Source organism: Nocardia paucivorans NBRC 100373 (assembly GCF_000308675.1).
Lineage (GTDB): Bacteria > Actinomycetota > Actinomycetes > Mycobacteriales > Mycobacteriaceae > Nocardia > Nocardia paucivorans.
The window spans coordinates 126,946-151,554 of record NZ_BAGE01000035.1 but is presented as its reverse complement, the minus strand read 5'-3'; the positions used below and the strand labels follow the sequence as shown (position 1 = coordinate 151,554).

The following is a 24,609-nucleotide window of genomic DNA, read 5'->3' as shown; positions in this document are numbered from 1 at the left end:
CCGAGCTGGTACCACCAGCCTTCTGTGAGGCAACTTTTCTAGGTTAACCGACCAGTGGCTCAGAGTCAAACTCCGCATCTTCGGTCGGTCAGTGTCGGCGCTCCTCGTCCTACCTCGTTTTCCCTGGTCCCTCCGGCTCGGCGTTTCCGCCTCGCTCCGGGCCCCTGGTCGGTGTCCGTGTCGCTCTGACGTGGAATAAGTTACGCGGCGGAGAACGCTACGTCAAATCGCCACTTCGCGGTGCCATTTCCGCAGGTCAGAGGCCCGCCAGAAAGGCAATCCGGGGCCTGAATCACACGAATGTGACTCAGGCCACCAAGATCAATTTCTCGGATCCCGGTAAACCCCCGCGAAATTACGTTTGCCGCGGCGCAGCACCAACCACCGTCCATGCAGGTAATCAGTGCTTTTCGGGGTCCATTCCAGATCGTTTACGCGCTGATTGTTCACCGATGCGCCCCCTTCGTTCACCGTCCTGCGAGCCGCACCCCGGCTCTCGCACAGACCCGAGGCCACCAGGAGATCGACAATCGTGTCCCGGCCGGGTTCGACGGTCGCGACCGTGCCGTCCACCGCAGCCTCACGCAATGCGGCGGCCAGGGTCGCCTCGTCCAGATCACGGAGTTCGGCGCGTCCGAAGAGGGCCTGACTCGCCAGTTGGACGGCCTTGGTGTTCTCCTCCCCGTGCACCAGGGTCGTCATTTCCGCCGCGAGCCGGCGCTGCGCCTCGCGCGCATGCGGGCGTTCGGCGGTGGCCTGTTCGAGTTCGGCCAGTTCCTCCCGGTCCAGGAAGGTGAACCAGCGCAGGTAGCGGATCACATCGGCATCGGCCGTGTTGATGAAGTACTGGTACCAGGCGTACGGACTGGTCAGCTCCGGATCGAGCCACAGGCTGCCGCCACCGGTGGATTTGCCGAACTTCTTACCGTCGGCGGAGGTCACCAACGGCACCGTCAGGGCGTGAACCTGCTCGCCGTCCAGGCGCCGGTTCAATTCCACCCCGGCGATGATGTTGCCCCACTGATCGGAGCCACCGATCTGCAGCCGGCAGTTGTATGCCCGACGCAACTGCACGTAGTCGTTGGCCTGCAACAGCATATAGCTGAATTCGGTGTAGGAAATGCCTTCCCCCTCCAACCGCCGTTTGACGGTGTCACGGGCGAGCATGACATTCACCGAGAAATGCTTGCCGATATCGCGCAGGAAGTCGACGGCGGTCAACGAACCCGTCCAGTCCATGTTGTTCACGATCACCGCACCGGTGGGCGAACCGTCGAGATCGACGAAACGCTCCAGCTGGGAACGGATTCGCTCGGCCCATCCCGCCACGGTGTCGGCGGAGTTCATGGTGCGCTCACCGACCTCACGCGGGTCACCGATCAAACCGGTGGCCCCACCGGCGAGCACGATCGGCCGATGCCCCGCACGCTGGAAGCGTTTCAGCGCCAGCAGGGGGACCAGATGCCCCGCGTGCAGACTGGCCGCGGTCGGGTCGAAACCGGCATAGAGGGTCAGGGGGCCGGCGGCCAGCGCCGCACGCAGCGCGTCGAGGTCGGTGGACTGCGCGATGAGACCGCGCCAGGTCAATTCGTCGATGATGTCGCTGCTCACGGTGCCCCATCTTTCCGCACCGGCCGCACCGGACGTGCGCGCGGTGGGTCCGATCACCAACCTGGTCCCGAATACGGCTCCCGGCCCCGGCGGGTGCCGATGGGAGCCGCCGATTCACGCCGTCCGCTCGATGCGGGGGGCGCGTGGACTGCGCCGGTAGGCCGAGACCGCCGCGGACTCCGGCAGCCACAGTCGCCACGGCCGGTCGGCGGCCGTACTGACCCCCACCCGAGGTCCCGCGGCGATCCGTGATGCGGGGACCGGAGGCCCGAGCTCGAGACGGATGGCGGAGTTCGGATCGAACAGATCGGTGCCGTAGTCGGCGAGCCGGATGCCGAGAGCACTACCCAGGTTGCCCGGCCCTTTGGCGAGGTCGACGGCGCGACGGGCCGGACCACGCCGTTCCCGGACCATGTCGTGACCGGCGACCACCTCCCCCGACCGCATCAGAACCCCACTGGCCACGCCGTCCGGACCACTGATGACATTCACACAGGTGTGCATGCCGTAGCTCAGGTACACGTACAGCCGCCCCGGCGGCCCGAACATCGCGGCGTTGCGTGGAGTCCGACCCCGACCGGAATGGGCCGCCGGATCGGGCCAGGGACCGGCCGGATCGCCACCGTAGGCCTCCACTTCCACGATGCGCACCCCGACCGGCCCCGACCACAGGGTCGCGCCGAGCAGACGGCGGGCGGCGGACACCGGATCGACGGCAAGTTCTTCGGCACTCACGTCCCGGATTGTCGCAGCCGGGCGAGCACCCGTCCGCAGCCCCGCCCATCACGCCCACGGGTATTGCCGGCAGACGACAGGAAGACTAAATTCACCGATAGATGAATTCAACGCCTGATGAATTGAGGCGGTCATGACGAAATCCCTACCTTCATCCGCCGTCGAAGTGCGCGACCTCACGGTGCGCCGCGGCGGACACGAGGTGTTGCGCGAGATCTCGCTGACCATTCCCCGCGGTTCGATCACCGGACTGCTCGGACCCTCGGGATGCGGGAAAACCACCCTGATGCGCTGCATCGTGGGAACACAGGTGGTGGCGGGCGGAACAGTTCACGCGCTGGGGCTGCCGGCCGGCAGCGCGCGACTGCGCAGCCGGATCGGATACGTCACCCAGGAGCCCAGCATCTACCCCGATATCAGCGTGCGGGACAACGTGGCCTATTTCGCCGCGCTCTACGGACGCGGGCGCACGGAGGTCGAATCGGCGCTGGACGCGGTGGGATTGTCGGACCATCAGCAGCAACGCGGTGACGAACTGTCCGGCGGACAACGCACCCGGGCCTCACTGGCCTGCGCATTGGTGGCGGGACCCGAACTGCTGGTGCTCGACGAACCGACCGTCGGACTCGACCCCGTTCTGCGGGTCGATCTGTGGAAACAGTTCCGGGAGCTGGCCGACGCGGGAACGACCCTGCTGGTGTCCAGCCATGTAATGGACGAGGCCGAGCACTGCGATCGGCTGCTACTGATGCGCGAAGGCCGACTGCTGGCACAGCTCACCCCGGACGAACTACGGGAACGTACCGGAGAACAGAACCTGGAGCGCGCCTTCCTCGCCCTGATCACAATGGAGGCCGGGCAGGAACGGTCACATCCCGAAGGCGACGAAGCCCTCGCGCCCCCGGCGCGTCCGGAGGAGGAGATCGTATGACCACCATCGTCGAGCAGCCGGTAACCGGACCGCGCCCGTTCGCCGCGTACCTGGCGACCACCGGCCGGATCCTGCGGCAACTACGCGGTGATCACCGCACCGTGGCGATGATCGCGGTGGTGCCCGCCCTGCTGATGACCCTGCTGTACTTCATCTACGACGAAGTCCCGACCGCCCCCGGGTCGGTGCCGCTGTTCGACCGGGTCGGAATGAGCATGCTCGGCATCCTGCCGTTCATCGTCATGTTCCTGATCACCGCCATCTCCATGCAACGGGAACGCAGTTCCGGCACCCTCGAGCGACTGCTCACCACGCCCATGGGCAAACTCGACCTGCTCGGCGGCTACGGCACCGCGTTCTCGCTGGCCGCGGCGGTGCAGGCGGTGGTGGCCTGTCTGGTGGCGTTCGGATTGCTCGGACTCGACTCGATGGGCAGCCCCGGGTGGGTGGTGCTGATCGCCGTGGTCGACGCGGTCCTCGGGGTCGCGTTGGGGCTGTTGTGCAGCGCGTTCGCCCGCACCGAATTCCAGGCGGTGCAGTTCATGCCGCTGGTGACGGCACCGCAGCTGTTCCTGTGTGGCCTGCTGGTGCCGCGCCACCAGCTACCGGGCTGGTTGGAGGCCATCAGCAATGCGCTGCCGCTGAGCTATGCAGTGGACGCGCTACAGCAGGTGGCGAATCATCCCGAGCCGACCGCAGCCATGTGGCGGGATCTGGCGGTGGTAGCCGGATTCGCGGTGGCGGCCCTGTGCCTGGGAGCGGCGACCCTGCGGAGGCGGACCGCATGAACACATCCGGTGGTCGATCCGGACGTCGCCCGGGGCGGTCGGGGGCGCGGGAGGCCATACTCGCCGCCGCGCGGTCCCGATTCGCGGACGCCGGATTCGACAAGACATCGATTCGCGCGGTGGCCGCCGACGCCGGGGTGGACCCCGCCCTGGTACACCACTACTTCGGCACCAAACAGCAACTGTTCGCGGCCGTGGTGGAGTTGCCGATCGATCCGGAGGTGATTCTGCGTCGGCTGGACGCGACACCACTGGACCGGCTGGGTGAAACCATTGTCGCAACGGTGGTCGGGGTATGGGATTCTCCCGCGGGAGCCGGGGCGGTGGCGATGGCGCGCAGCCTCTTCGGCGGAGGGGCGAGTTCACTGACCCGCGACTTCCTGACGCAGGTGATCCTCGAACGGGTTCGGTCGCGTATCGCCACCGACACCGACGACGGCCGGCTGCGGATGAGCCTGGCGGCCTCGCAGATGGCCGGTCTACTGCTGACCCGCAAGGTGCTGGCCATCGAACCGATCGCGACCGTATCGCCGGAGCTGCTCGCAGCGGCCGTGGGCCCCACGGTGCAGCGCTATCTCACCGGCGATATCTATTCCGGAGAATACGAGCCGCTCCCGCTGCCGGAGGTCGAGCCCACGACATGAGCGTGGGCGCGGCCGGGGTCGCTCAGGACTCCAACCGGGCGGTGAGCCGTTCGTGTTCGGCGTCGTCCACGGTGCGGGCCTCGTCCACGAGCAGTACCGGGATCCCGTTGTCGATCGGGTACGCGCGCCGCAGCCGAGGGTTGTAGAGCACGTCCGCCCCGTCGTCGGTGCGAACCAGGTGCAGGGGGCCTTTGTCCTCCGGGCAGGCGAGCAGGCTCAGCAAGGTGGCGTCCAGAACGGTTTCCGACATGTCCTCAACCTACCGGGCGGCGAAACGAGACATATCGGTGGCCGAAGAAGGTGACAACCGCGACCGCGCCCATCACCACGACAGCGGCCGGGGCACGGGGAAATCCGAACACGGTGACGGCCGTCTCGAGGAACACGGCATTGAGCGCCAGTCCCCCGCAGTTCACCACGACGAAGGCCAGAAAATCGCGACATACCCGTCCACGCACCCGGAAGACCAAGGTGCGATGCGCGACGAAGGCGACGGTGACACCGGTGGCGTAGGCGGCAACCACCCCCACCGAGGGCGGTACGGAATCACCTAGCACGGTCAGCCAGGCGACCGTCAGACCGATGCCCATCACCGTGTTCCCCACACCGACCACGGCGAAGGCGAGTTCCTGTCGGCGCACGAAACGCAACAGCGGACCGGGGTGGTGCGTCGAGCCACGACCGTCGCGGCGGGAGGTGGTACCCCCCGGATGCGACGGCGATATCGGTCGCGCGACGGGATCGGTGCTCATACGCGGGCACCCACCGGATCCGGGTGTTCGATCATCGACCCACCGGTCGAAACGAACGAGCGCCCGTCGAATACGTCATAGCGACGGCGGGAGCGCGTATACGCCCACTGCAGGACGACCAGACCGAGCAGCCCCACCGCGCCGGTGAGGATACCGATCTTCCATCCGGGCGGGCGCCAGGTGAGTTCCAGTTCGGCCCCACTGGTTCCGGGCGGGATATCCACTGCGACGAAGGTACGGGCCACCACATCTATGGGGATCTGTCGGCCATCGAGATGGGCGCGGTAGCCGGGCCAACCCAGGCGGGCGAAAACCACGCGGCCGCCTGCGGGTGAATCCACCCGAACCCGGCTCGTGGTATCGGATTCCGCCAGGGTGGTCGCACTGACGCCGTCGGTATGGGAGACCCGACCGTGCCGCGTGGAAACCGGACCGTCGACACGTTCGAGGACGGCGATCTCGTTTTCGTGGCCGGGGTATTCCACCCACCGCCACCCTGGCGGCGCGGGATCGTTTCGCGCGTCGGGAAACAGGGCCCGGTGCAGGACCACCCGGTCGACGTTCATCAGATCGACGAAGGTGCGACCGGTCTCGGGTTCGACGGCGAACGCCCGCCGATAGGCATCAGGGCAAACACTGCCATCCCAGCGCATACACAGCAGATGACCGAAGTGGAAGTGGCCGTTGGGGGTATATCCGCCCACATAATCCAGTTCCAGGTTCTTGGCGTAGTTACCGAAGGCGAGAGAACCGTAGGCGCCGTCGAGGGTGCGCCGATCGGGGGCGATCAGGGCACGATCGCCCAGTTGCAGGGTGGTGCCCGCGAAATCGGGAAACGCGGCCTTCATCTCCGACCGCCGCTCGGGCAACTGCCAGCTCATCGGCGTGGGTTGGGCGGAGCGCACCTGCAGGTAGGCGATAGGGATCACGGCGGCGAGGGCCACCACACAGGCAGGCGCCGCGCCCCGGACGCGACCCAGCCACACCACCACCGCCCCGAGCGCGGCCACCCCCAACGCGGACAGCAGATGCCGAATCGCCTCCGGTGGGGCGGCGGCCAGCGACCGCAACAGCAGCACCCCGATCAGCAGACCCGCGACCACCCCCCGCCGCCGCCATCCCGCGGTGGTGCCGAACCGACCGAGCAGTACACACACCAGCACCAGCAGCGCCAACGCCAGCATCGGCAGGACCCGGGCCGGCCAGCGCAGCGGACCCATGGTCCCGGGTCCGGCAGTCCACAAAAGCACCGAAACCGCGAACAGCGCCGGACCGCAGAGTTCGCGGACGGCGATCCGCGCGCGCCACCAGTCCACGAACGCCAGCGCCGGGATCACGAACCAGGCGATATAGACCATCGGCAGTGGCTGCACATATCCCCACCAGGACACGAACGCGGGCAACGTGCTGGGCAGACTCGCGTTCAACGATTCCGACCAGGGCACCGTGAGGAACTGATCGTTGCGGATCTCGAACGCACCCCGCCAGGTGACATCCGCGGTGAGCAGACTCGGCAGGTAGGTGAGCAGACCGGCGAGCCCGGCACAGCCGAATACCGCCGCCAACCGCAACGACGGCGCCACCCGCCGCTGGTACACCGCCTCCCCCACCAACAGCGCGCCGAACAATACGACCGCTTCGACCGCCGGGAACACATACTGCACCGAAAACGCCAGATACAGGAATACGAACACCGGTATCGGCCCCCCACGCCCGCGGGCGTACCGCAGCCCCGACGCCCAGGCATGCACCAGCCACGCGGTGCCGGTGAAAGCGGTCATCCAACTGGCGGCGTCGAAGAACAGCACGAACCCGCTGAACGGGAACGACACCCCGGCCACCGCCGCCCACGGCGGCCGGGAACCGTAGCCGAGGCAAACCCGATACACGCCCAAACCGACAGCGACGGCGACGATGAGTTTCACCGCTGTCGCATACAACGCCAGGTCGTCCACCGCCGGTGCGAGCAGATCGATCAGCAGCTGCGGCGGGTTGAGCAGCCCGGCCTCTTCGATCGTGTAGTTACCCGCCAACCAGTGTTCGGGCACCATGAGCGGGAACTCACCGGCACGCAGATACCGGCCGGTCATCACCCACAGCGGGGCGTACTGGGATTCGGTGTCGTCGGTGTAGAAATGCCGCGGATTCGCGGCGAGCACCGCGAGATACCCGATCACCACCCCCAGTGCGCAGACCGCACCCCACACGCGCACACCCCGCCGATCGCCACCCCGACCATCCGCCACGGACTGCAGACCATACCGCCGCAACCACGAATCCGACCGCGACGACGCGCCCGGTGCTTTCACCCCGAGACCCGCAGTTCACCTGCTAGAGTTCACGACTCTCGGGCTCAGCGAGCACCATCGAGCACCGGCACGCGTTCCGTCGTCGAAAGTCGATACCGCCAATGCCGTTCTCTTCTCGAGTTTTTCCTTCGGATCCGGGTGTACGCCGGTCGGTTACCGGCGTTCCGCCGAATAGGGCGACACCCCCCGCATCCGTGCCCCCGCGCACGGGAAACGCCGTATTACAAGCGGATTCGCCGGTCGGGTCACCGGCCTGCTCGGTTTCGGTCGTGGTGCCCGTCCATCGGGGTGAACAGACCATTGCGGCACTGGTGCGGGAATTGCACCGGTTGGCCCGACCCACCCGCACTCCCGGTGGTATCCGCTTCGCCGTCGAGGAAATCGTGTTGGTCCACGATCACGGGCCGGACCGCTCCGATATCGTGTTGCAGCGGTTGGAGCGCGAATACGAACAGGTCCGGGTGATCTGGTTGAGCCGCAACTTCGGCCAGGACGCCGCCACCATCGCCGGGATGGCGGCCGCCCGCGGCGGCTGGATCGTCACCATGGACGAAGACGGACAGCACGATCCCGCGTTCATCGCCACATTCCTGGATACCGCGCTGGCCGAACGCGCCGATCTGGTCTATTCCCGACCGACCAACGCCCGCCCCCACGGCTTCCTGCGCAACCTCACCTCCCGCGGCGCGAAAATCGTCCTCGCCACCATGTTCGCCTTCCCCGCCTCGACCCGGTTCGAGAGTTTCCGGTTGATCCGCGGCGATATCGGCCGTCGACTCGCCGAGATCGCCGGTAACGGGATCTATTTGGATGTCGCGCTCACCTGGGTAGTCGACCGCCGCGCCACCGCGCCCGTACTGCTGCGCACGGAGGGCCGCGCCGAATCCGGCTACAACTACCGGCGGCTGTTCTCCCTGTTCTGGAAGATGGTGCTGTGCACCGGAACTCGCGGCCTGCGACTGGTGAGCCTGCTCGGGGTGACACTCGCCCTGGCCGGGGTCACGCTTGCGGCGATGATCGGCTACACCGCGCTCACCGGCGGCGGCGGTAACCCGGAGGGATGGGCCTCCATCATCGTCGTCGTACTGCTGTGTTCGGGGGCCGGGCTGTTCTCGCTCGGGTTGATCGCCGAATACCTCGGGGTGGCGCTGCACGCCCTGATCGGCAAACCACTGTATCTGACGGTGGATTCCCCCACCCCACGCCCGCCGGATTCCCCTCGCGACGCCCGACCGGTGACTCCGGTGCGACGCGAGAAGACCGTAACCCTATGAGCGGACGACAGCCCTGGCCGGTCGTGGCACGCCCCCGTCGTGGACGGGGGCGCCTCGACAGCGGGACCGGCACACTCGGTCGGCGGTCGACCGGCGACGACCGCATCATCTTCAGCAGGCCCTATCGCGCCGCGGCCGAATACGCGAACGTGACGGCGGTCCTCGGATCCGATCACCGTCACGGTGACGGACCGTTCACCGCCGCGGCCACCGCCAAACTCGCCGCCATCACCGGCGCACCGCACGTTCTGCTGACCACCTCGTGCACCCACGCCCTGGAACTGGGCGCTCTCCTGCTCGAACTCGAGCCCGGCGACGAGGTGATCGTACCGAGTTTCGCGTTCCCCTCGACGGCCACCGCCTTCGCCTTACGCGGAGCGACCTGCGTTTTCGTCGATATCGACCTTGCCACCGGCAATATCGACCCGGCGGCCGCGGCCGAGGCCATCACCCCACGCACCGCAGCGATCGTGGTCATGCACTACGGCGGTGTCGCGGCCGATATGGCCGCACTGCTGGAACTGGCCGCGCGGCACGGTATCGCCATCGTCGAGGACAATGCGCACGGTCTCGGCGCCACCTGGCGTGGGCGATATCTGGGCACCCTCGGCACCGTGGGCACCCAGAGTTTCCACGACACCAAGAACGTGCACTGCGGCGAGGGCGGCGCCCTGCTGTTGTCCGACGACATCCTGATGGACCGCGCCGAGATCATCCGGGAAAAGGGCACCGACCGGGCCCGATTCCTGCGCGGGCAGGTGGACAAATACTCCTGGCAGGACATCGGATCCAGTTATCTGCCCAGTGAACTCGATGCCGCCGTCCTCGATGCGCAACTGGCCGAGTTCGACATCATCCAGGCCGAACGACATCGGGTGTGGGACGCCTACGCGAACGGACTCGCCGACTGGGCGGCGGCGAACGGGGTGCTGCCGATGACCGTTCCACCGGATCGGCAGCACTCGGCACACCTGTTCTATCTGCGTCTGCCCAGCGAGGAACTGCGCGACGGGCTCATCCGGCATCTCGCCGAACGCGGTATCACGGCACCGTTCCACTACGTTCCGCTGGATACCAGTGCGGCCGGTACGAAATACGGCCGCACTCCCATCCCCTGCACCCGCAGCGCCCGCTTCGCCGCGACAATCGTGCGGCTACCGCTGTGGCCGATGCTCACCGATGCCCAGGTCGCCCGGGTCGTCGAGGCGGTCACCGAATACTGCTGCTGAGCGCGGTGTCCTCGGTGAACACCTCGTAACTCTCGCTTTCCGGGTTGTACCACCAGGTCCGGGGGCCCGGCCGCGGCGGATCGTTCTCCCGCACGGCCCGGGCGGACGGCCGGTAGGACGGGCTGCGCGGAATATCGTCCACCTCGTACACCAGGTCGGGACGATGCACCGGCGGCAGCGCACGCAGCGCTTCGGTGATATCCACCGGGTCGAGCCGGAAACCGGGCCGAACACTCACCGCCGCGACCGCGAGAGTGTGCTCACCGACGTTCAGTCCGTAGGCGACCTCCATATCGACGGCGGCGATGTCGTTGAGGATGTCCTCGATCGGATGGGTGTACACCGGACCCCGCGACGTGCGGATCACATTGTCGATATGGTCGACGAGCCAGTAGTCACCGTCGCTGTCGCGACGGAACAGGTTCTCCGTGGGCATCCAGGAGTCGCCGGGGGCGAACACCCCGCGCAGACCGCCCGCGGACAGATCGACCCCCTCCGAGGCCGAACCGATCAGCAGCCCCACCTCGTTGTCCTCACAGCAGCGAGCGAACCCGGACTCGTCCACCAGGATCTGCCCGGAATCCAGGTCGTAGGCCACCAGCTCCACCCTGGCGGTGCCGGGGAGCGGACGCCCCTTGCAGCCGCGCTTGGTACCGGCCACATTGGCCAACACCACATCGCCTTCGATGGAGGCGTAGAACTCCAGCACCCGAGCGGGCGCGAACTGTTCGAGGGTGCGTCGCCACAGTCCGGCGGGCATACCGGAGCCGATGAACAATCGGATCGGATGCCGGTGACCGGCCGGGAACACCTGGGCGTCGAGGATATCGCGCAGCATCGTCCAGGTGTAGGTCACCACGGTGACGCCGTAGCGGTGTACCTCCTCCGCGAACCGGGACGGGTCCAGCGACCGGGCCAACGCGATCCGGCTGCCACCCGCGATCGCCCCGCCCAGACTCACCAGCAGACCGGACGAATGATGCAGCGGCGCAAGACAGTACACCGTGTCACGGTGGTCGAGATCGGCCGCCGAAGCGGTGCCGAACGCGGATAGGGCCCAGCGGTGATTGGTGATGTGTTTGATCTCGAGCCGATCACCGGTGCCGGCGACCAGGATGAAGGCGAGCTCGCGGGCCAGACCTGGATTGGGTCGGTACCAGCCGGGCAGGTGCACCGCCTCCGGATCGATCTGCTCCAGGTCGATCAGGTCGGCGCCGAGCGGGGCCGTCAGCCCGCGTGAATCACCGCCGCCGAGAACCAGCACCCGCACACCCGCCGCGGCGGCGTACCGCACGTTCTCCGGATCCGAGACCAGGAACTTGGCCCCGGTGCGCGCCACGGCCTCCGGCAGTTCACTGCCCGGCGCCAACAACACCGCGACAGCGCCGAGCCGTGACAGCGCCGCCACCGTCACCAGGGCGCTGGGACGGGTCTCCATCACCACCGCGATCCGCATGGCGGGCCGCACTCCGACGGAGATGAGACCACGCACCACATTGTCGATCCGCCGGTCGACGGCAGCGTGGGTGTGCACCCGATCGTCGAAGAGGAAGCATTCTCCCGACGGGGTCCGTTCGGCCTGCTCCGCCATGAGTTTGCCGAGCGAGATCGGGGTGTTCGGCTGGATGGAGCCGAGCCGGGTCAGGCGCGGCAATGCACGGGCGGCCTCCTCGACCAGGCCGATGGCGCTGCGGGCGGTATTGCCGGCGAGCACCTCGAACACCTTGCCCACCCCGCCCCCGGCCTCGGCCAACGAGGCCACGGCGTGTGCGGTGCGCCGCATGGCGGTGCGCGGGACGGTGGCGGGTTCGTGCTCGGTCATGGGATGGATCTCGTCGGGGAGCGGGTTTCTACCCTCCATCCAGCCGATCCAGTCCCGCACCAGCGGCCAGGTGTGTTTGCTCGCCACCGAACCGGCCACCAGACCGAAATGCCCCGCCACCAAACTGGCTTCGTAGACATCGGCATTCGGCGCCGCGTGCACGATACCGCGCACCGCCGCGGGCTGACCGATATCGTCGACCTCGCCGACGAACGCCAGGATCGGGCATTTCAGCTCGGCGAGCGATATCGGCTGATCGCGGATTACGAACCCGCCCGACATCATCCGGTTGTGCACCACGAACTGTTTCAGCAGATCCGCCACGGCGGGCGCCGGATAGCCGACCCAACCCTCACTGTTGATGAACCGACGCTGCCGTTCCTTGGGCAGCAGCGCCTCCCGATCGTGCAGTTGACGCAGGAAATCGATACGCGCCTTCGCCGTTTTCACCGGATCCAGCAGCTGGAAGCCGATCCGCACCATGGAATCGGGAATACCCAGGCGGGGGGTCACATGGTCGGCCACGAAATTCAGCAGATCGGTGACGGCGTCGTGCGGTATGCCCAGTGGCATACCGGCCACGCTGTCGACGGGGCTGCCGAACGTCACGATACTGGCCACACCCTTGCCGTATCGGAACGCCGTGGTCTGATAGGCGAACATCCCGCCCTGCGAATACCCCATGAGGTGCACGTTCCTGCCGGTCGTCGCGCACACCGTATCGATGGCGCTGTTCACGGCCAGCACATGGTCGGCCAGATCGCGTTTCCACCCGCCCTCCTCCACGGCGGGTGAACCGAAATCCACCACCCAGCAATCGATACCGGCCCGGTGCAGGATCCCCACCGCCCCGTCATCGGCGTTCACATCCCAGACATCGGCATTGAGCATGAGTGGCGGCACCAGCACCGCAACCGGGGCGCCGGGGGCAACGTCGTTCGGGAAGTAGTGTCGCAGCCGGTACATGCGACGCCGTTCGACCACCTCGAACGGCGAGGACTCGGCCCCGCCGGTGAGCCCGCCGAACCGGATCACCTCCAGACCGTTCTGTGCGGTCGCCAACACCCGCCGCATCGACCCGACCACATTCCGCACACTCAGCTTCACGATCCGCTCCCAGACCCTACCTCTAAGTGACACACCTCACACGCGCCCCGATGTGTCCCTACGAGCTTCCCATAAACCACACCACAACCTTCCTGTGACGTGTTCCATCATGGACCTCCGGAGAACACCGGTGCGTAATCCGTCGCCGATATGGTGGGATCGTGACCGACACCGCGCCCCCCGAGACCATCGCGGCACCGCCGCCCCACGATCGCGAGGCCCTTCCCGTCGAACTCGTCGACGATACCGGCCACGCTGTGGGTTCATGTCCGGTCGCCCACGCGCACCGGGCGCCCGGGCTGCTGCACCGGGCATTCTCTGTGCTGCTGTTCGACCGGGCCGGTCGGGTGCTGTTACAGCAGCGCGCGCACGGTAAGACCCGCTTCCCGGCCCGCTGGTCCAACACCTGCTGTGGACATCCGGCACCCGGACGGCCGGTCACCGATTCGGCGACGATCCGGCTCCTCGAGGAAATGGGGTTGAGCACCCCGCTCACCGAGGCCGGGGTGTACCGATATCGCGCCGAAGACCCACAGAGCGGCCATATCGAGCACGAATGGGACCATGTGCTCGTCGGCCTGCTCGACACCGAAACCCCTCGCCCGAACCCGACGGAAGTGGCCGACCATCGCTGGGTCCACCCGGCGGAGCTCCGGGTGGCGCTGGCCGCGAATCCCGGCCACTACAGCCCCTGGCTTCCCGGTGTATTGGATGTGGCGACCACCCCGCGAACCGGACGCTGATCCCACATTCGCATCGTCCAGAGGTCGTCATAGCGGATCACATATTTCAATGCGCATATCCTCGTATTGACATCTATCCTCCCCGGGACGCCGGCCACCACGCCACAGAACAGCGGGATCAATGCGCTCCACCGAGCTCCAGGGCCAGAACCCCGAGGATCACGAGCACGATTCCGCCCACCTGCGCCAAGGTCAGGCGCTCCCCCAAGAAGAGCGCCCCGATGGTCGCGACCGCGGCGACCCCCACCGCGGACCAGACACCGTAGGCCACGCTCACCGCCATCCCTCGCGTCAATGCCTGGGACAGACAGGCGAAGGACGCCACATAGCCGATCACCACCACGGTCGAGAAAACCGGTTTGGTGAACCCCTCGGACAGCTTCAGCGAAATGGTCGCCGATATCTCCGAAACGATGGCCAGGGCCAGGAAGAGCAGCGTCACCCGATCAACCCAACCACACCCTTACCCGCTCCGCCTCCTGTCGAACCTCGTCGAGCTGTTCGGCGACCCGCACCCCGGCGGTACCACCGCGCGCGGCGCGAGAGGCGATCGAACCCTCGACGGTCAACACCTCGCGAACCCGAGGGGTGAGCGCGGGATCGATGGCGGCGAACTCCGCGTCGGTCAGCTCGTCCAGCCCGACTCCACGCGCCTCCGCGGCCCGAACACAGGCGCCGGCGGCCTCGTGCGCCACCCGGAACGGCACTCCCTGCCGGACCAACCACTCGGCGATATCAGTGGCAAGGGTGAACCCGGCCGGCGCCAGTTCGGCCATCCGATCGGTGTGGAAGGTCAGGGTCGAGACCAGACCGGCAATGGCCGGCAACAGCAGTTCCAGCTGCGCCACCGAATCGAACAGCGGCTCCTTGTCCTCCTGCAGATCCCGGTTGTAGGCCAACGGCTGCGCCTTGAGCGTTGCCAACAGGCCGGTGAGATTGCCGATCAGTCGTCCGGCCTTACCGCGCGTGAGCTCGGAGACATCGGGGTTCTTCTTCTGGGGCATGATCGACGAACCGGTCGACCAGGCATCGGCAAGAGTGACATAGCCGAACTCCGGGGTGCTCCAGATGATCACTTCTTCGGCCATCCGACTCAGATCCACGCCGATCATGGCCAGCACGAAGGCCGCTTCGGCGGCGAAATCACGGGCGGATGTGGCATCGATGGAGTTGGCCGCGGCAGCGGTGAAATCCAACTCGGCGGCAATGGCCTCGGGATCCAACCCGAGCGACGAACCGGCCAGCGCGCCCGACCCGTACGGCGAGATGGCGGCCCGCTTGTCGAAATCGCGCAATCGATCGATATCACGCAGCAGTGGGTGGGCATGCGCCAGCAGATGATGCGCGAGCAACACCGGCTGGGCGGCCTGCAGATGCGTTTTGCCGGGCATCACCGCATCCGGATGAGCGGCGGCCTGGGCGACCAGGGCGTCCACCACCTCGAGCAGTCCCGCCGCGATACGCCGGACGGCATCGCGCAGCCACATCCGGAACAGCGTCGCCACCTGGTCGTTACGGGAACGTCCGGCGCGCAATCGGCCACCCAGTTCCGGACCGACCCGCTCGATGAGCCCGCGCTCGAGCGCACCGTGCACATCCTCGTCGGACTCGGCGGGACCGAATTCCCCCGAGGCGACATCGGCGGCCAATCGGTCCAGGCCGGCGAGCATATCCGTCAGCTCCCCCTCCGACAGCAGCCCGGCCTTGTGCAATACCCGGGCATGTGCCTTGGAGGCACGAATGTCATAGGGCGCCAGCGCCCAGTCGAACTGAGTCGATTTGCTCAGCGCCGCCATCGCCGCCGCGGGTCCGGAAGCGAACCGCCCGCCCCACAACGCGCCTTCATTGGTACCCACTACATCTCCTGCCTGTTCGATTGCGCCGCTTGCGGCGGCGCGGGTCGGTCCATCGTGACCTCAGGCCTTCCCTCCCGCTGCGTCACCGCGGTGCGACATCGCTCCGATCGGACCGGCCCCGGGGCAGGCACCGACCGCCAAGGTTGGGGTTGGCCGTCGGTGTACCGACTCGAGTTGTATTCGATCGTGTTCCGCGGGACGCGGAGGGGCCGCTCGTCCCGAGTGTCGCCCTCCGGCGGCGGAGCCGTTCCGACCGGCGGAAAGATCACGGCCGGGATGGACACGCCGCCCGGTGGCATTGCCGGAACCCTCGCGGCCCCGTCGAACCTCCGCCGATTCGGTTCGGGGACACCGGTCGATCCGCTGGGTACATACCGCAATGCCACCGTGGGCGGCGTTCGGATTACTTCTGGTTCAGATCGCGGCGGGCGGCGACCTTGGAGGACAGGCCGTGAATCTGGACGAAGCCCTTGGCCAGTGACTGGTCGAAGGTATCGCCCTCGTCGTAGGTGGCGAGGTTGAAGTCGTACAGCGACTGTTCGCTGCGGCGGCCGTTGACCACGGCGGAGCCGGCGTGCAGCACCAGCCGGATATCGCCGGAGACGTGCTGCTGCGTGTCGAGAACGAAGGCATCCAGGGCCCGCTTGAGCGGGGAGAACCACAGGCCGTCATAGGCCAGCTCGCCCCAGCGCTGCTCGACCTGACGCTTGTACCGACCCAGTTCCCGTTCCAGGGTGACGTTCTCCAGCGCCTGATGCGCGGTGATCAGGGTGATGGCGCCCGGTGCCTCGTAGATCTCCCGGCTCTTGATGCCGACGAGCCGGTCCTCCACCATGTCGAGGCGGCCGACGCCCTGACGACCGGCGCGCTCGTTGAGTTCGGTGATGGCCTCGAGCACGCTGACCGGACGGCCGTCGATGGCGACCGGCACCCCCTTGTCGAAGGTGATGATCAGCTCGTCGGGGGCCTCGAAGTTGACGGTCGGGTCGGCGGTGTAGTCGTAGACGTCCTTGGTGGGCGCGTTCCACAGGTCCTCGAGGAAACCGGTTTCGACGGCGCGGCCCCAGACGTTCTGGTCGATGGAGAACGGGGACTTCTTGGTGACATTGATCGGGAGGTTGTTCTCCTCGGCGAAGGCGATCGCCTTCTCCCGGGTCCAGGCGTAGTCGCGGACCGGGGCGATCACGTTCAGGTCGGGCGCCAGGGCGCCGATACCGACCTCGAAGCGCACCTGGTCGTTGCCCTTACCGGTGCATCCGTGCGCGACCGTGTCGGCGCCGTGGAACTTGGCGGCCTCCACCAGGTGCTTGACGATGAGCGGCCGGCTGATGGCCGAGACCAGAGGGTACTGGCCCATGTAGAGGGCGTTGGCCTGGATGGTGGGCAGGCAGTAGTCGTCGGCGAACTCGTCCCGGGCGTCCACCACGACGGCCTCCACGGCGCCACAGTCCAGGGCGCGCTGACGCACCACATTCATGTCCTCGCCGCCCTGCCCCAGGTCGATGGCCACGGCCACGACCTCGGCGCCGGTCTCCTTGCCTATCCAGCTGATGGCGACGGAGGTGTCCAGCCCACCGGAGTAGGCGAGTACGACGCGATCGGACATGTTCTGGTGCTCCTCGATGGTTGTGGGATCTACGGCTGTCAGGGAGCAGTATGCTGCCCCGTTGCCGATTCGGCGCGCGCCGGTTCTTCAAATGATTATGCACGATTATGCAATCTCATGCACAATCGGGGTGAATACGCTTCTGAACTGCACGGATAGTGCCCGAAACCTTGGCCCGCCGAGCCCACGGTGGGAGGCTGGTCGTATCCCTTCCATTTCGTCGACCACCCGAGGATTCGTCGACCACCCGAGGATCGACCATGTCGGAACAGCTACAGCAATTCGCGGAGGCCCATTACGAGCTCATCGGCTACTACCTCGTCACCCTGGGCAACGCCGGACTCACCTTCGCTCGTATCGGCTTCGAAGCAGCGACCCCGTATCTACAGGCGTTCTTCGCCGAAGTGAATTAGCCCGCAGGCGGAACAGGACTCCGTGAGCGCATATCCGGACCATCACCGAACCCCGGCGGCAAACCTCCGCGCCGCCACGACACCTCCCCACGAACCGACCGGCAATCGGAGAGCAATTCCCTTCGGAGTCAAGAAAAAACACCATGCCGGCGATGGGCACACGGTCCGGTAGAGTTTACCGGTGCGGTGCTTGGGAGGAGACGATATCGCCGGGATCGGGCAGACCGAGAACGTGGGTGCAGACCGATGACCGGAGGGATATCACGAAGGTCGTTCGTTCGGACAACGGGACTCGGCGCCGGAATCGCCACCACGATGCTGGCTCGGCCGCCGCGCGCGGCGGCGCGACCACCGGCTCTCCGCACCCCCGTTCCGTCCTCGGTGGCGCTGCCCGATCCCGCGACGATCGATGTCGCCGATCCGGCGCGACTGTCCGCGGTCGAGGCGGCGAGCCTATTACAGGCCAAACGGCTACATCCCCGGGAACTCCTGGAGGCCTGCCTTCGGCGCAGCGCCGAGTTCGACGGCTCCCTCAACGCCTGGGTACGCACCTACCCGGAGACGGCGTACGACCAGGCAGAGCAGGCCGCCCGGCGATTGGCCTCGGGAGACGCCCCGCCGATCTGTGGACTACCGATCGCGATGAAGGACGTGATCGCCGCCGCCGGCCTGCCGCTCACCGCGTCGAGTCGGCTGTTGGAAGGAAATATCGCCGCCGGTGACGCCACCGTGTGGCGGTCGCTCCGGGAGCAGGGAGCGGTGCTGATCGGCCATGCGCACACCGATGAATTCGGGCTGACGACCACCTGCCCACAGGTCGGCAATCCCTGGGATCCGACCGCCATCGTCGGTGGCTCCTCCGGTGGCAGTGCCGCCGTGGTGGCAGCGCGGTTCGCCCCATTGGCCCTCGGCGTCGACACCGGCGGTTCGCTTCGGATCCCCGCCTCGCGATGCGGGGTGAGCGCGATCAAACCCACCTTCGGTCGCGTCAGCAAATACGGCGTCATCCCGGTCTCGTGGAGCAAGGACCATGTGGGCACGATGGGGCAGGGCATCGCCGATGCCGCGCTCCTACTCTCCGCCATCGCGGGCGCCGACCGGCGGGACCCGGTGACCCTGGCCGCGCCGCCGCTTCCGCCCGAGGGATATCCACTGGCTCCGGTCGGCGGTGACAAGCCCCTGGCCGGTAAACGGTTCGGTGTCGGGCGGGCGGCGGCCGAAGCGTTACCGAGCGAGCTGGCCACCCTGCTGAACCGCTTCCTGGACCTGATCACCCGTCTCGGCGGTGAACTGCGCGATATCACCATGCCCATGGAACCCACCGGTCTGGCGATGGGCGACGCCGTGGAGACCGGCGCCTACCACCAGCAGTGGGCCGACCGAATCGACCAATACTCGCCGGCGAGCGCCATCGCCGTCGGCACGGCGCTGGGCGCCCTGACCCTACCCGCGGCCGATTACTGGAAACTGGAACGCGATCGGGCCCGCTATCAACATGAATACAACCAGATGCTGAACGCCGAACAGCTCGATGCGGTGGTGTTGCCGGGCGCGGTGACCGACCGCGTACCGCGCAATATCTCCCCCATCGAACAGCTCGAGAGCCAGGCGCCGGTCACCTGGGCCAACTACACCGGAGTACCGGCACTCGCGCTCCCCGCAGGCCGCTCCGCCGCAACCGGACTCCCCTTCGGTGTCCAACTCGGTGGGCGGGCCTGGGCGGAGGCCGAGCTCATCGCGCTCGGGCTGGAGCTCCAGGCCGCCGACCCGGTCTGGCGCGAGACCCCGCCCCTACGCCCCGCGCCCCGTGCTCTCCCGGCCGCGAATATCACCGCTCCGGGCCCCGGCCCGGACCCGACCAATACCGACGCCGCCCTCCCCGCCGTCACCTTCGTGCCGAGCACGGACTGATCGGCGGACCGGACCTCAGGCGAGTTTCTCGATCCGGGCGGCGAGTTCCGCCCCGGTCAACGGCTCGCGGGCGATGACGGCGATGGTGTCGTCACCGGCGATCGTGCCGACCACATAGGGCAGGGCCGCGCGGTCGAGCGCGCTCGCCAGATAGTGCGCCGCGCCCGGCGGAGTGCGCAGAACGGCGATATTGCCGCTGGAGTCGGTGGACACCAACAGATCGCCGAGCAGTTTGGACAGCCGCCCGGTGCCCCCGGTGACCCCGCGCACCGGACTGCCGTCCTCGGGCACCACATAAACCCCCGCACCGCCGTCGGCGGCACGCAGCTTCACCGCGCCGAGTTCGTCCAGGTCCCGGGAAAGGGTGGCCTGGGTGGTCTCGATACCCTCCGCGGCGAGCAGCGCCGCGAGTTCGGTCTGACTGCGGACCGGATGCGCGGCCAACAACGCGACGATGCGTGACTGTCGGCCGGCGCGGGTGGCCGCGGTGACGGGACCCGCCGGACGGTTCGCCCGCCCGGCGGGTCCCGCCTGTCCATCCGCCTCGTGTCGTGAAACGCTCATCTCTGCCCACCGACATGTTCCAACAACCACACCAGAAGCGCCTTCTGCGCGTGTAGTCGGTTCTCCGCCTCGTCCCAAACCGCGCTGTGCGGACCGTCGATCACCTCGTCGGTGATCTCCTCGCCCCGGTGCGCGGGCAGACAGTGCAGCACCACGGCGCCGGATCCGGCACGCGCGAGTAGTTCGGAGTTCACCTGGTACGGCCGGAACGGGCCGACGCGGTCGAGTCCGTCATCCTCCTGCCCCATCGACGTCCAGGTATCGGTGACCAACACATCGGCGCCGTCGGCGGCCGCCCGCGGATCATCGGTGAGCGTGACACCGCCCCCCGTTTCGGCGGCTCGGGCGCGGGCGGCCTCGACCACCTCCGGCAGCGGTGTGAAACCGTCCGGGGCGGCAATGGTTACGTGCATACCGGCGGTAACTCCACCGAGCATCAGCGAATGCGCCATATTGTTGGCGCCATCGCCGAAATAGGCCAGTCGCCGGCCCGCCGGATCGCCCAGCCGCTCGGTGATGGTGAGCAGATCCGCCAATACCTGGCAGGGGTGGAACTGGTCGGACAGCGCGTTGACCACCGGCACGGTTGCGGCGGCGGCCATCTCCTCCAGCCGCTCCTGGCCGAAAGTGCGCCAGACGATGGCGTCGACATACCGCGACAGCACCCGCCCGGTATCGCCGAGGGTTTCGTCCCGCCCCAGCTGGGTGCTGCCACTGTCCACCACGACGGCGTGCCCGCCGAGCTGTGCGATACCCAGTTCGAAGGAGAAACGGGTGCGGGTGGAGTTCTTGTCGAAGATCACCCCCACGCCCCGGGGACCCGCCAGGGGTTTGCGGGCGAACGGGGCGCGTTTGAGTTCGGCGGCCAATGCCAGCACCTCGGCCTGTTCGCCGGGGGTGAGGTCGTCGTCGCGGAGGAAGTGCCGGACGGTGGTGTCGGCGCGGACCGGCGCGGATTCGGAGAGCGTCATTGCCGGTCCTCCTCCACCTCGGCGGCCACCCGGTCGAGAATGCCGGGCAGATCGGCGACGAAGCTCTCCGCCTGGGCGTCGGTGAGTACCAATGGCGGGGCCAGCCGGATCGTATCCGGTTTGGCCGGATTCACCAGGTAGCCCGCCGCTCGGGCCGCGGCCTCCACCTGTTTGGCCACCGGCCGGGTGAGCCCGATACCGATGAGCAGTCCCGCACCCCGCACCTCGGCGACCAGCGGATGCTGCAGAACGGCGATCCCGTCGCTGAGCCGTTTGCCGACCCATTCCACATGGTCGAGCAGGCCCTCCTCGTCGAGGGTGCGCAATACCGCCAGGGCGGCGGCGGCGCTGACCGGGTTACCGCCGAAGGTGGTGCCGTGCATACCGGGGGTGAACAGATCGGCGGCCGGGCCGATCGCCAGCACGGCACCGATCGGCAACCCGCCGGCCAGCCCCTTCGCCAGGGTCATCACATCGGGGGTGATGCCGAAGGCCTGATGCGCGTAGAACTTCCCGGTGCGGCCGATCCCGGTCTGCACCTCGTCCAGGACGAGCAGCGCGCCCGCCCGCGCGGTGATCTCGCGGGCCCGCACCAGATAGTCGCCGGGCGGGACCACCACACCGCTTTCACCCAACATGGGTTCGAGGAATACGGCCGCGGTATCGGAGTCGACCGCGCGCTCGAGGAGATCGACGTCACCGTAGGGGATGTGCACCACACCGGGCGGCATCGGTTCGAACGGGGTGCGTTTCCCGGGCTGCCCGGTGAGGGCGAGCGCGCCCATGGTGCGGCCGTGGAAGGCGTCCTCGCAGGCGATGATCTTGCGGCGGCCGGTGAGCCGGGCGATCTTGAACGCAGCCTCGTTGGCCTCGGCACCGGAGTTGCAGAAGAAAGCCCGTCCACTGCCGTCCCCGAACTGCGCGAGCAGTTTCTCGGCCAGCTCGAGCACCGGTTCGTTGATGTACAGGTTGGACACATGTCCGAGGGTGCCCAACTGCTGGGTGACGGCTTCCAGGATGGCCGGATGTCCGTGGCCGAGACTGTTGACCGCTATACCGCCGAGGAAGTCGAGATACCGGTTCCCGTCCGCGTCGTACACCACCGCGCCCGTGCCGCGCACCAGCGCGACCTCCGGGGTGCCGTAGTTGCGCATCAGGGAGTTCGACCACCGCTCGCGCAGTTCTGCTGTGCTCATTGTTCGGCTCCGTATCCGTCCGGCCGCCCGGCGTCCGCATGCGCGGGGGCGGGGGTGACCATCGTTCCGATTCCCTCCCCGGTGAAAAGTTCCAGCAACACCGAATGCGGAACACGTCCATCGATGACATGTGCGCTGGGCACCCCGCCCAGCACAGCACGCAGACAGGCCTCCATCTTGGGCACCATGCCCGCGTCGAGTTTCGGCAACAGCCGTGCCAGTGCGTCGCTGTCGATGGTGCTCGTCAACGAGGACCGGTCGGGCCAATCGGTGTAGAGACCCTCCACATCGGTGAGCACCACGAGTTTCTCGGCGCCGATTCCCTCCGCCAGCGCGGCGGCCGCGGTGTCGGCATTGATGTTGTGCACCACCCCGTCCGCGTCCGGGGCGATGGTGGACACCACCGGGATGCGGCCCGCGCCGATCAGATCGAGTACCGCGTCCGGGTCGACCGCGGTGACATCGCCGACCAGACCGATATCGGTGGGTTGTCCGTCGACGTTCACCATGCGTCGGGTGGCGGTGAACAGGCGGGCGTCCTCACCGGAGATCCCCACCGCGTAGGGGCCGTGCGCATTGATCAGGCCGACGAGTTCCCGCCCGACCTGACCGAACAGCACCATCCGCACCACCTCCATCACCTCAGGGGTGGTGACCCGGAAACCGCCGCGGAATTCCCCTTCCATCCCGAGGCGTTTCAGCATGGCGTTGATCTGCGGCCCGCCCCCGTGCACCACCACCGGGTGCACACCGACGGTGCGCAGGAACGCCATATCGGCGGCGAAGGCACGTTTGAGACCCTCGTCGATCATGGCATTGCCGCCGTATTTCACCACCACGATCTTGTCGCGGAACTTCTGCAGCCACGGCAGCGCGCCGGCCAGCACATGCGCCTTGTCCAGCGCCGAGAGCTCGGAAACGGAATGTGCGGTCATGAGCTGTAGGCCGAGTTCTCTTCGACGTAACCGTGAGAGAGGTCGGTGGTGCGCACGGTGGCCGTGCCGTCGCCGACCTGCAGGTCGATCCACACCTCGATATCGGGACCGGACAGGTCGACCTCGCGGGCGCCGGGCGCACCGGTGCCCTCCATGCATACCGGGGACCCGTTGAACGACACCGAGATCCGGTCGGGGTCCAGGGTTATCGGGGCCATACCGAGCGCGGCCAGCACCCGGCCCCAGTTGGGGTCGGAACCGAACAGCGCGGTTTTGACCAGGTTGTCGCGGGCCACGGCGCGGGCGCCGGCCAGGGCCTCCTCCTCGGAGGCGGCGCCCGCCACGGTGATCCGCACCCGTTTGGTGACGCCCTCGGCGTCGGCCATCAACTGTTCGGCCAGATCGTCGCAGACGGCCAGAACGGCGGCGTCGAGCTCTTCCTGGGCCGGGGTCACTCCGCTGGCGCCGTTGGCCAGCAACAGCACGGTGTCGTTGGTGGAGCAGGAACCGTCGACGTCGAGGCGGTCGAAGGTGAGCCGAGTGGCCTTGCGCAGCGCGGAGTCGAGCTGTTCGGGGGCGGCGACGGCATCGGTGGTGAGCACCACGAGCATGGTGGCCAGCGACGGGGCGAGCATACCCGCGCCCTTGGCCATACCGCCGACATTCCATTTGTCCCGGTGATGGAACGACGCCTCCTTGGGCACCGTGTCGGTGGTCATGATGGCGTGGGCAGCATCGGAACCACCGGACAGACCACCGCCCATCTCGTGCACGATCTCGGTGATGCCCGGCAAGAGTTTGTCCATCGGCAGCCGATCGCCGATCAGACCGGTGGAGCACACCGCGACCTCGACGGCGCCGGTTTCGGTGCCCCAGTTGCTCAGCGCGGCGGCGAGTTCTTCGGCGGTGCGGTGGGTGTCCTGGAATCCCTGCGGTCCGGTACACGCATTGGCGCACCCGGAGTTGAGGACGACCGCGCGCAACCGTCCGGCCTTCAGCACCTGTTGGGTCCACAGCACCGGCGCGGCCTTCACCTTGTTGCTGGTGAACACACCCGCGGCGGCGTATTCGGGGCCTTCGTTGAACACCAACGCGAGATCGGGTTTCCCATTGCTCTTGATTCCCGCCGCGATTCCGGCCGCCCGGAATCCGAGCGGTGCGGTGACACCCTGGGTACGCAGCAGCTTACCCTCGGCGTTCTCGATGGTTGTC

Annotated in this window: 22 protein-coding genes; 8 read left to right on the top strand and 14 right to left on the bottom strand. The window is 67.5% G+C overall.

The window, feature by feature from the left end; all coding sequences use genetic code 11:
* Positions 1 to 321: 321 nt before the first annotated feature.
* Positions 322 to 1,611: a tyrosine--tRNA ligase gene (gene tyrS, locus ON32_RS08955; protein WP_040790374.1), complete on the bottom strand. Its 1,290-nt coding sequence runs from the start codon at positions 1,609 to 1,611 to the stop codon at positions 322 to 324.
* 114 nt (positions 1,612 to 1,725) lie between these two features.
* Positions 1,726 to 2,346, bottom strand: coding sequence for a DNA-3-methyladenine glycosylase (locus ON32_RS08950; RefSeq protein WP_040790324.1), 621 nt, complete (start codon positions 2,344 to 2,346; stop codon positions 1,726 to 1,728).
* A 133-nt stretch (positions 2,347 to 2,479) separates the two neighbouring features.
* On the opposite strand from ON32_RS08950, the gene ON32_RS08945 reads away from it, so the two are divergent.
* The 3 genes from ON32_RS08945 to ON32_RS08935 are packed head-to-tail and all read left to right on the top strand — an operon-like array spanning position 2,480 to position 4,709.
* Positions 2,480 to 3,277, top strand: a complete 798-nt coding sequence (locus ON32_RS08945) for an ABC transporter ATP-binding protein (protein ID WP_051133025.1) — start codon at positions 2,480 to 2,482, stop codon at positions 3,275 to 3,277.
* Entirely contained in the window at positions 3,274 to 4,065 is a 792-nt protein-coding gene (locus tag ON32_RS08940; protein WP_051133024.1) for an ABC transporter permease, read from the top strand. Before ON32_RS08945 ends, ON32_RS08940 begins: the two co-directional genes overlap by 4 nt.
* Positions 4,062 to 4,709, top strand: a complete 648-nt coding sequence (locus ON32_RS08935) for a TetR/AcrR family transcriptional regulator (RefSeq protein WP_051133023.1) — start codon at positions 4,062 to 4,064, stop codon at positions 4,707 to 4,709. The genes ON32_RS08940 and ON32_RS08935 overlap by 4 nt, the downstream gene beginning before the upstream one ends.
* A gap of 22 nt (positions 4,710 to 4,731) precedes the next feature.
* On the opposite strand, the gene ON32_RS08930 is transcribed toward ON32_RS08935, so the two are convergent.
* Genes ON32_RS08930 through ON32_RS08920 form a run of 3 tightly spaced genes read right to left on the bottom strand, consistent with a single transcriptional unit; the run spans position 4,732 to position 7,674 of the window.
* Positions 4,732 to 4,959 carry a Trm112 family protein gene (locus tag ON32_RS08930; RefSeq protein WP_040790322.1) on the bottom strand — a complete coding sequence of 76 codons (228 nt, stop codon included), beginning with the start codon at positions 4,957 to 4,959 and terminating at the stop codon, positions 4,732 to 4,734.
* A 4-nt stretch (positions 4,960 to 4,963) separates the two neighbouring features.
* Positions 4,964 to 5,461, bottom strand: a complete 498-nt coding sequence (locus ON32_RS08925; RefSeq protein ID WP_040790321.1) for a GtrA family protein — start codon at positions 5,459 to 5,461, stop codon at positions 4,964 to 4,966.
* Complete coding sequence (locus ON32_RS08920) at positions 5,458 to 7,674, bottom strand: membrane protein (RefSeq protein ID WP_040790371.1); 2,217 nt, start codon at positions 7,672 to 7,674, stop codon at positions 5,458 to 5,460. The genes ON32_RS08925 and ON32_RS08920 overlap by 4 nt, the downstream gene beginning before the upstream one ends.
* A gap of 365 nt (positions 7,675 to 8,039) precedes the next feature.
* Between ON32_RS08920 and ON32_RS08915 the strand changes: the two genes are divergently transcribed.
* Both ON32_RS08915 and rffA read left to right on the top strand, forming a co-directional pair.
* Positions 8,040 to 9,044: a glycosyltransferase gene (locus tag ON32_RS08915; protein ID WP_051133022.1), complete on the top strand. Its 1,005-nt coding sequence runs from the start codon at positions 8,040 to 8,042 to the stop codon at positions 9,042 to 9,044.
* On the top strand, positions 9,041 to 10,273 hold the full coding sequence (gene rffA / locus ON32_RS08910; protein ID WP_083874224.1) for a dTDP-4-amino-4,6-dideoxygalactose transaminase: 1,233 nt from the start codon (positions 9,041 to 9,043) through the stop codon (positions 10,271 to 10,273). Before ON32_RS08915 ends, rffA begins: the two co-directional genes overlap by 4 nt.
* On the opposite strand, the gene ON32_RS08905 is transcribed toward rffA, so the two are convergent.
* On the bottom strand, positions 10,254 to 13,202 hold the full coding sequence (locus ON32_RS08905; protein ID WP_040790320.1) for an AMP-binding protein: 2,949 nt from the start codon (positions 13,200 to 13,202) through the stop codon (positions 10,254 to 10,256). The genes rffA and ON32_RS08905 overlap by 20 nt on opposite strands.
* Positions 13,203 to 13,363: 161 nt before the next feature.
* Between ON32_RS08905 and idi the strand changes: the two genes are divergently transcribed.
* Complete coding sequence (gene idi, locus ON32_RS08900) at positions 13,364 to 13,945, top strand: isopentenyl-diphosphate Delta-isomerase (protein WP_245550893.1); 582 nt, start codon at positions 13,364 to 13,366, stop codon at positions 13,943 to 13,945.
* Positions 13,946 to 14,063: 118 nt separating this feature from the next.
* Here the strand turns inward: idi and ON32_RS08895 are convergent, their stop codons facing one another.
* The 3 genes from ON32_RS08895 to ON32_RS08885 form a co-directional block, all read right to left on the bottom strand.
* On the bottom strand, positions 14,064 to 14,387 hold the full coding sequence (locus tag ON32_RS08895) for a DMT family transporter (RefSeq protein ID WP_040790319.1): 324 nt from the start codon (positions 14,385 to 14,387) through the stop codon (positions 14,064 to 14,066).
* A gap of 4 nt (positions 14,388 to 14,391) precedes the next feature.
* A complete protein-coding gene (gene argH / locus ON32_RS08890; RefSeq protein ID WP_040790318.1) occupies positions 14,392 to 15,801 on the bottom strand; it encodes an argininosuccinate lyase in 1,410 nt (469 codons plus the stop codon).
* 403 nt (positions 15,802 to 16,204) lie between these two features.
* On the bottom strand, positions 16,205 to 17,407 hold the full coding sequence (locus tag ON32_RS08885; RefSeq protein WP_040790317.1) for an argininosuccinate synthase: 1,203 nt from the start codon (positions 17,405 to 17,407) through the stop codon (positions 16,205 to 16,207).
* A gap of 260 nt (positions 17,408 to 17,667) precedes the next feature.
* Here ON32_RS08885 and ON32_RS28765 point away from each other — a divergent pair, with 260 nt between their 5' ends.
* Positions 17,668 to 17,820, top strand: a complete 153-nt coding sequence (locus ON32_RS28765) for a hypothetical protein (protein ID WP_157224131.1) — start codon at positions 17,668 to 17,670, stop codon at positions 17,818 to 17,820.
* Between the two features lie 246 nt (positions 17,821 to 18,066).
* Positions 18,067 to 19,731 (top strand): amidase, encoded by a 1,665-nt coding sequence (locus ON32_RS08880; RefSeq protein ID WP_083874223.1) that lies wholly within the window; start codon positions 18,067 to 18,069, stop codon positions 19,729 to 19,731.
* Positions 19,732 to 19,746: 15 nt separating this feature from the next.
* Here the strand turns inward: ON32_RS08880 and ON32_RS08875 are convergent, their stop codons facing one another.
* Genes ON32_RS08875 through argJ form a run of 5 tightly spaced genes read right to left on the bottom strand, consistent with a single transcriptional unit; the run spans position 19,747 to position 24,602 of the window.
* Positions 19,747 to 20,295, bottom strand: coding sequence for an arginine repressor (locus ON32_RS08875; RefSeq protein ID WP_040790316.1), 549 nt, complete (start codon positions 20,293 to 20,295; stop codon positions 19,747 to 19,749).
* The gene (argF, locus tag ON32_RS08870) at positions 20,292 to 21,266 is read right to left on the bottom strand and encodes an ornithine carbamoyltransferase (protein WP_040790315.1); all 975 of its coding nucleotides are present in this window, start codon (positions 21,264 to 21,266) and stop codon (positions 20,292 to 20,294) included. Before argF ends, ON32_RS08875 begins: the two co-directional genes overlap by 4 nt.
* The gene (locus ON32_RS08865) at positions 21,263 to 22,462 is read right to left on the bottom strand and encodes an acetylornithine transaminase (protein WP_040790314.1); all 1,200 of its coding nucleotides are present in this window, start codon (positions 22,460 to 22,462) and stop codon (positions 21,263 to 21,265) included. The genes argF and ON32_RS08865 overlap by 4 nt, the downstream gene beginning before the upstream one ends.
* The gene (gene argB / locus ON32_RS08860; RefSeq protein ID WP_040790313.1) at positions 22,459 to 23,397 is read right to left on the bottom strand and encodes an acetylglutamate kinase; all 939 of its coding nucleotides are present in this window, start codon (positions 23,395 to 23,397) and stop codon (positions 22,459 to 22,461) included. Before argB ends, ON32_RS08865 begins: the two co-directional genes overlap by 4 nt.
* Positions 23,394 to 24,602 carry a bifunctional glutamate N-acetyltransferase/amino-acid acetyltransferase ArgJ gene (gene argJ / locus ON32_RS08855; RefSeq protein WP_085995148.1) on the bottom strand — a complete coding sequence of 403 codons (1,209 nt, stop codon included), beginning with the start codon at positions 24,600 to 24,602 and terminating at the stop codon, positions 23,394 to 23,396. The genes argB and argJ overlap by 4 nt, the downstream gene beginning before the upstream one ends.
* Between the last annotated feature and the right edge of the window lie 7 nt (positions 24,603 to 24,609).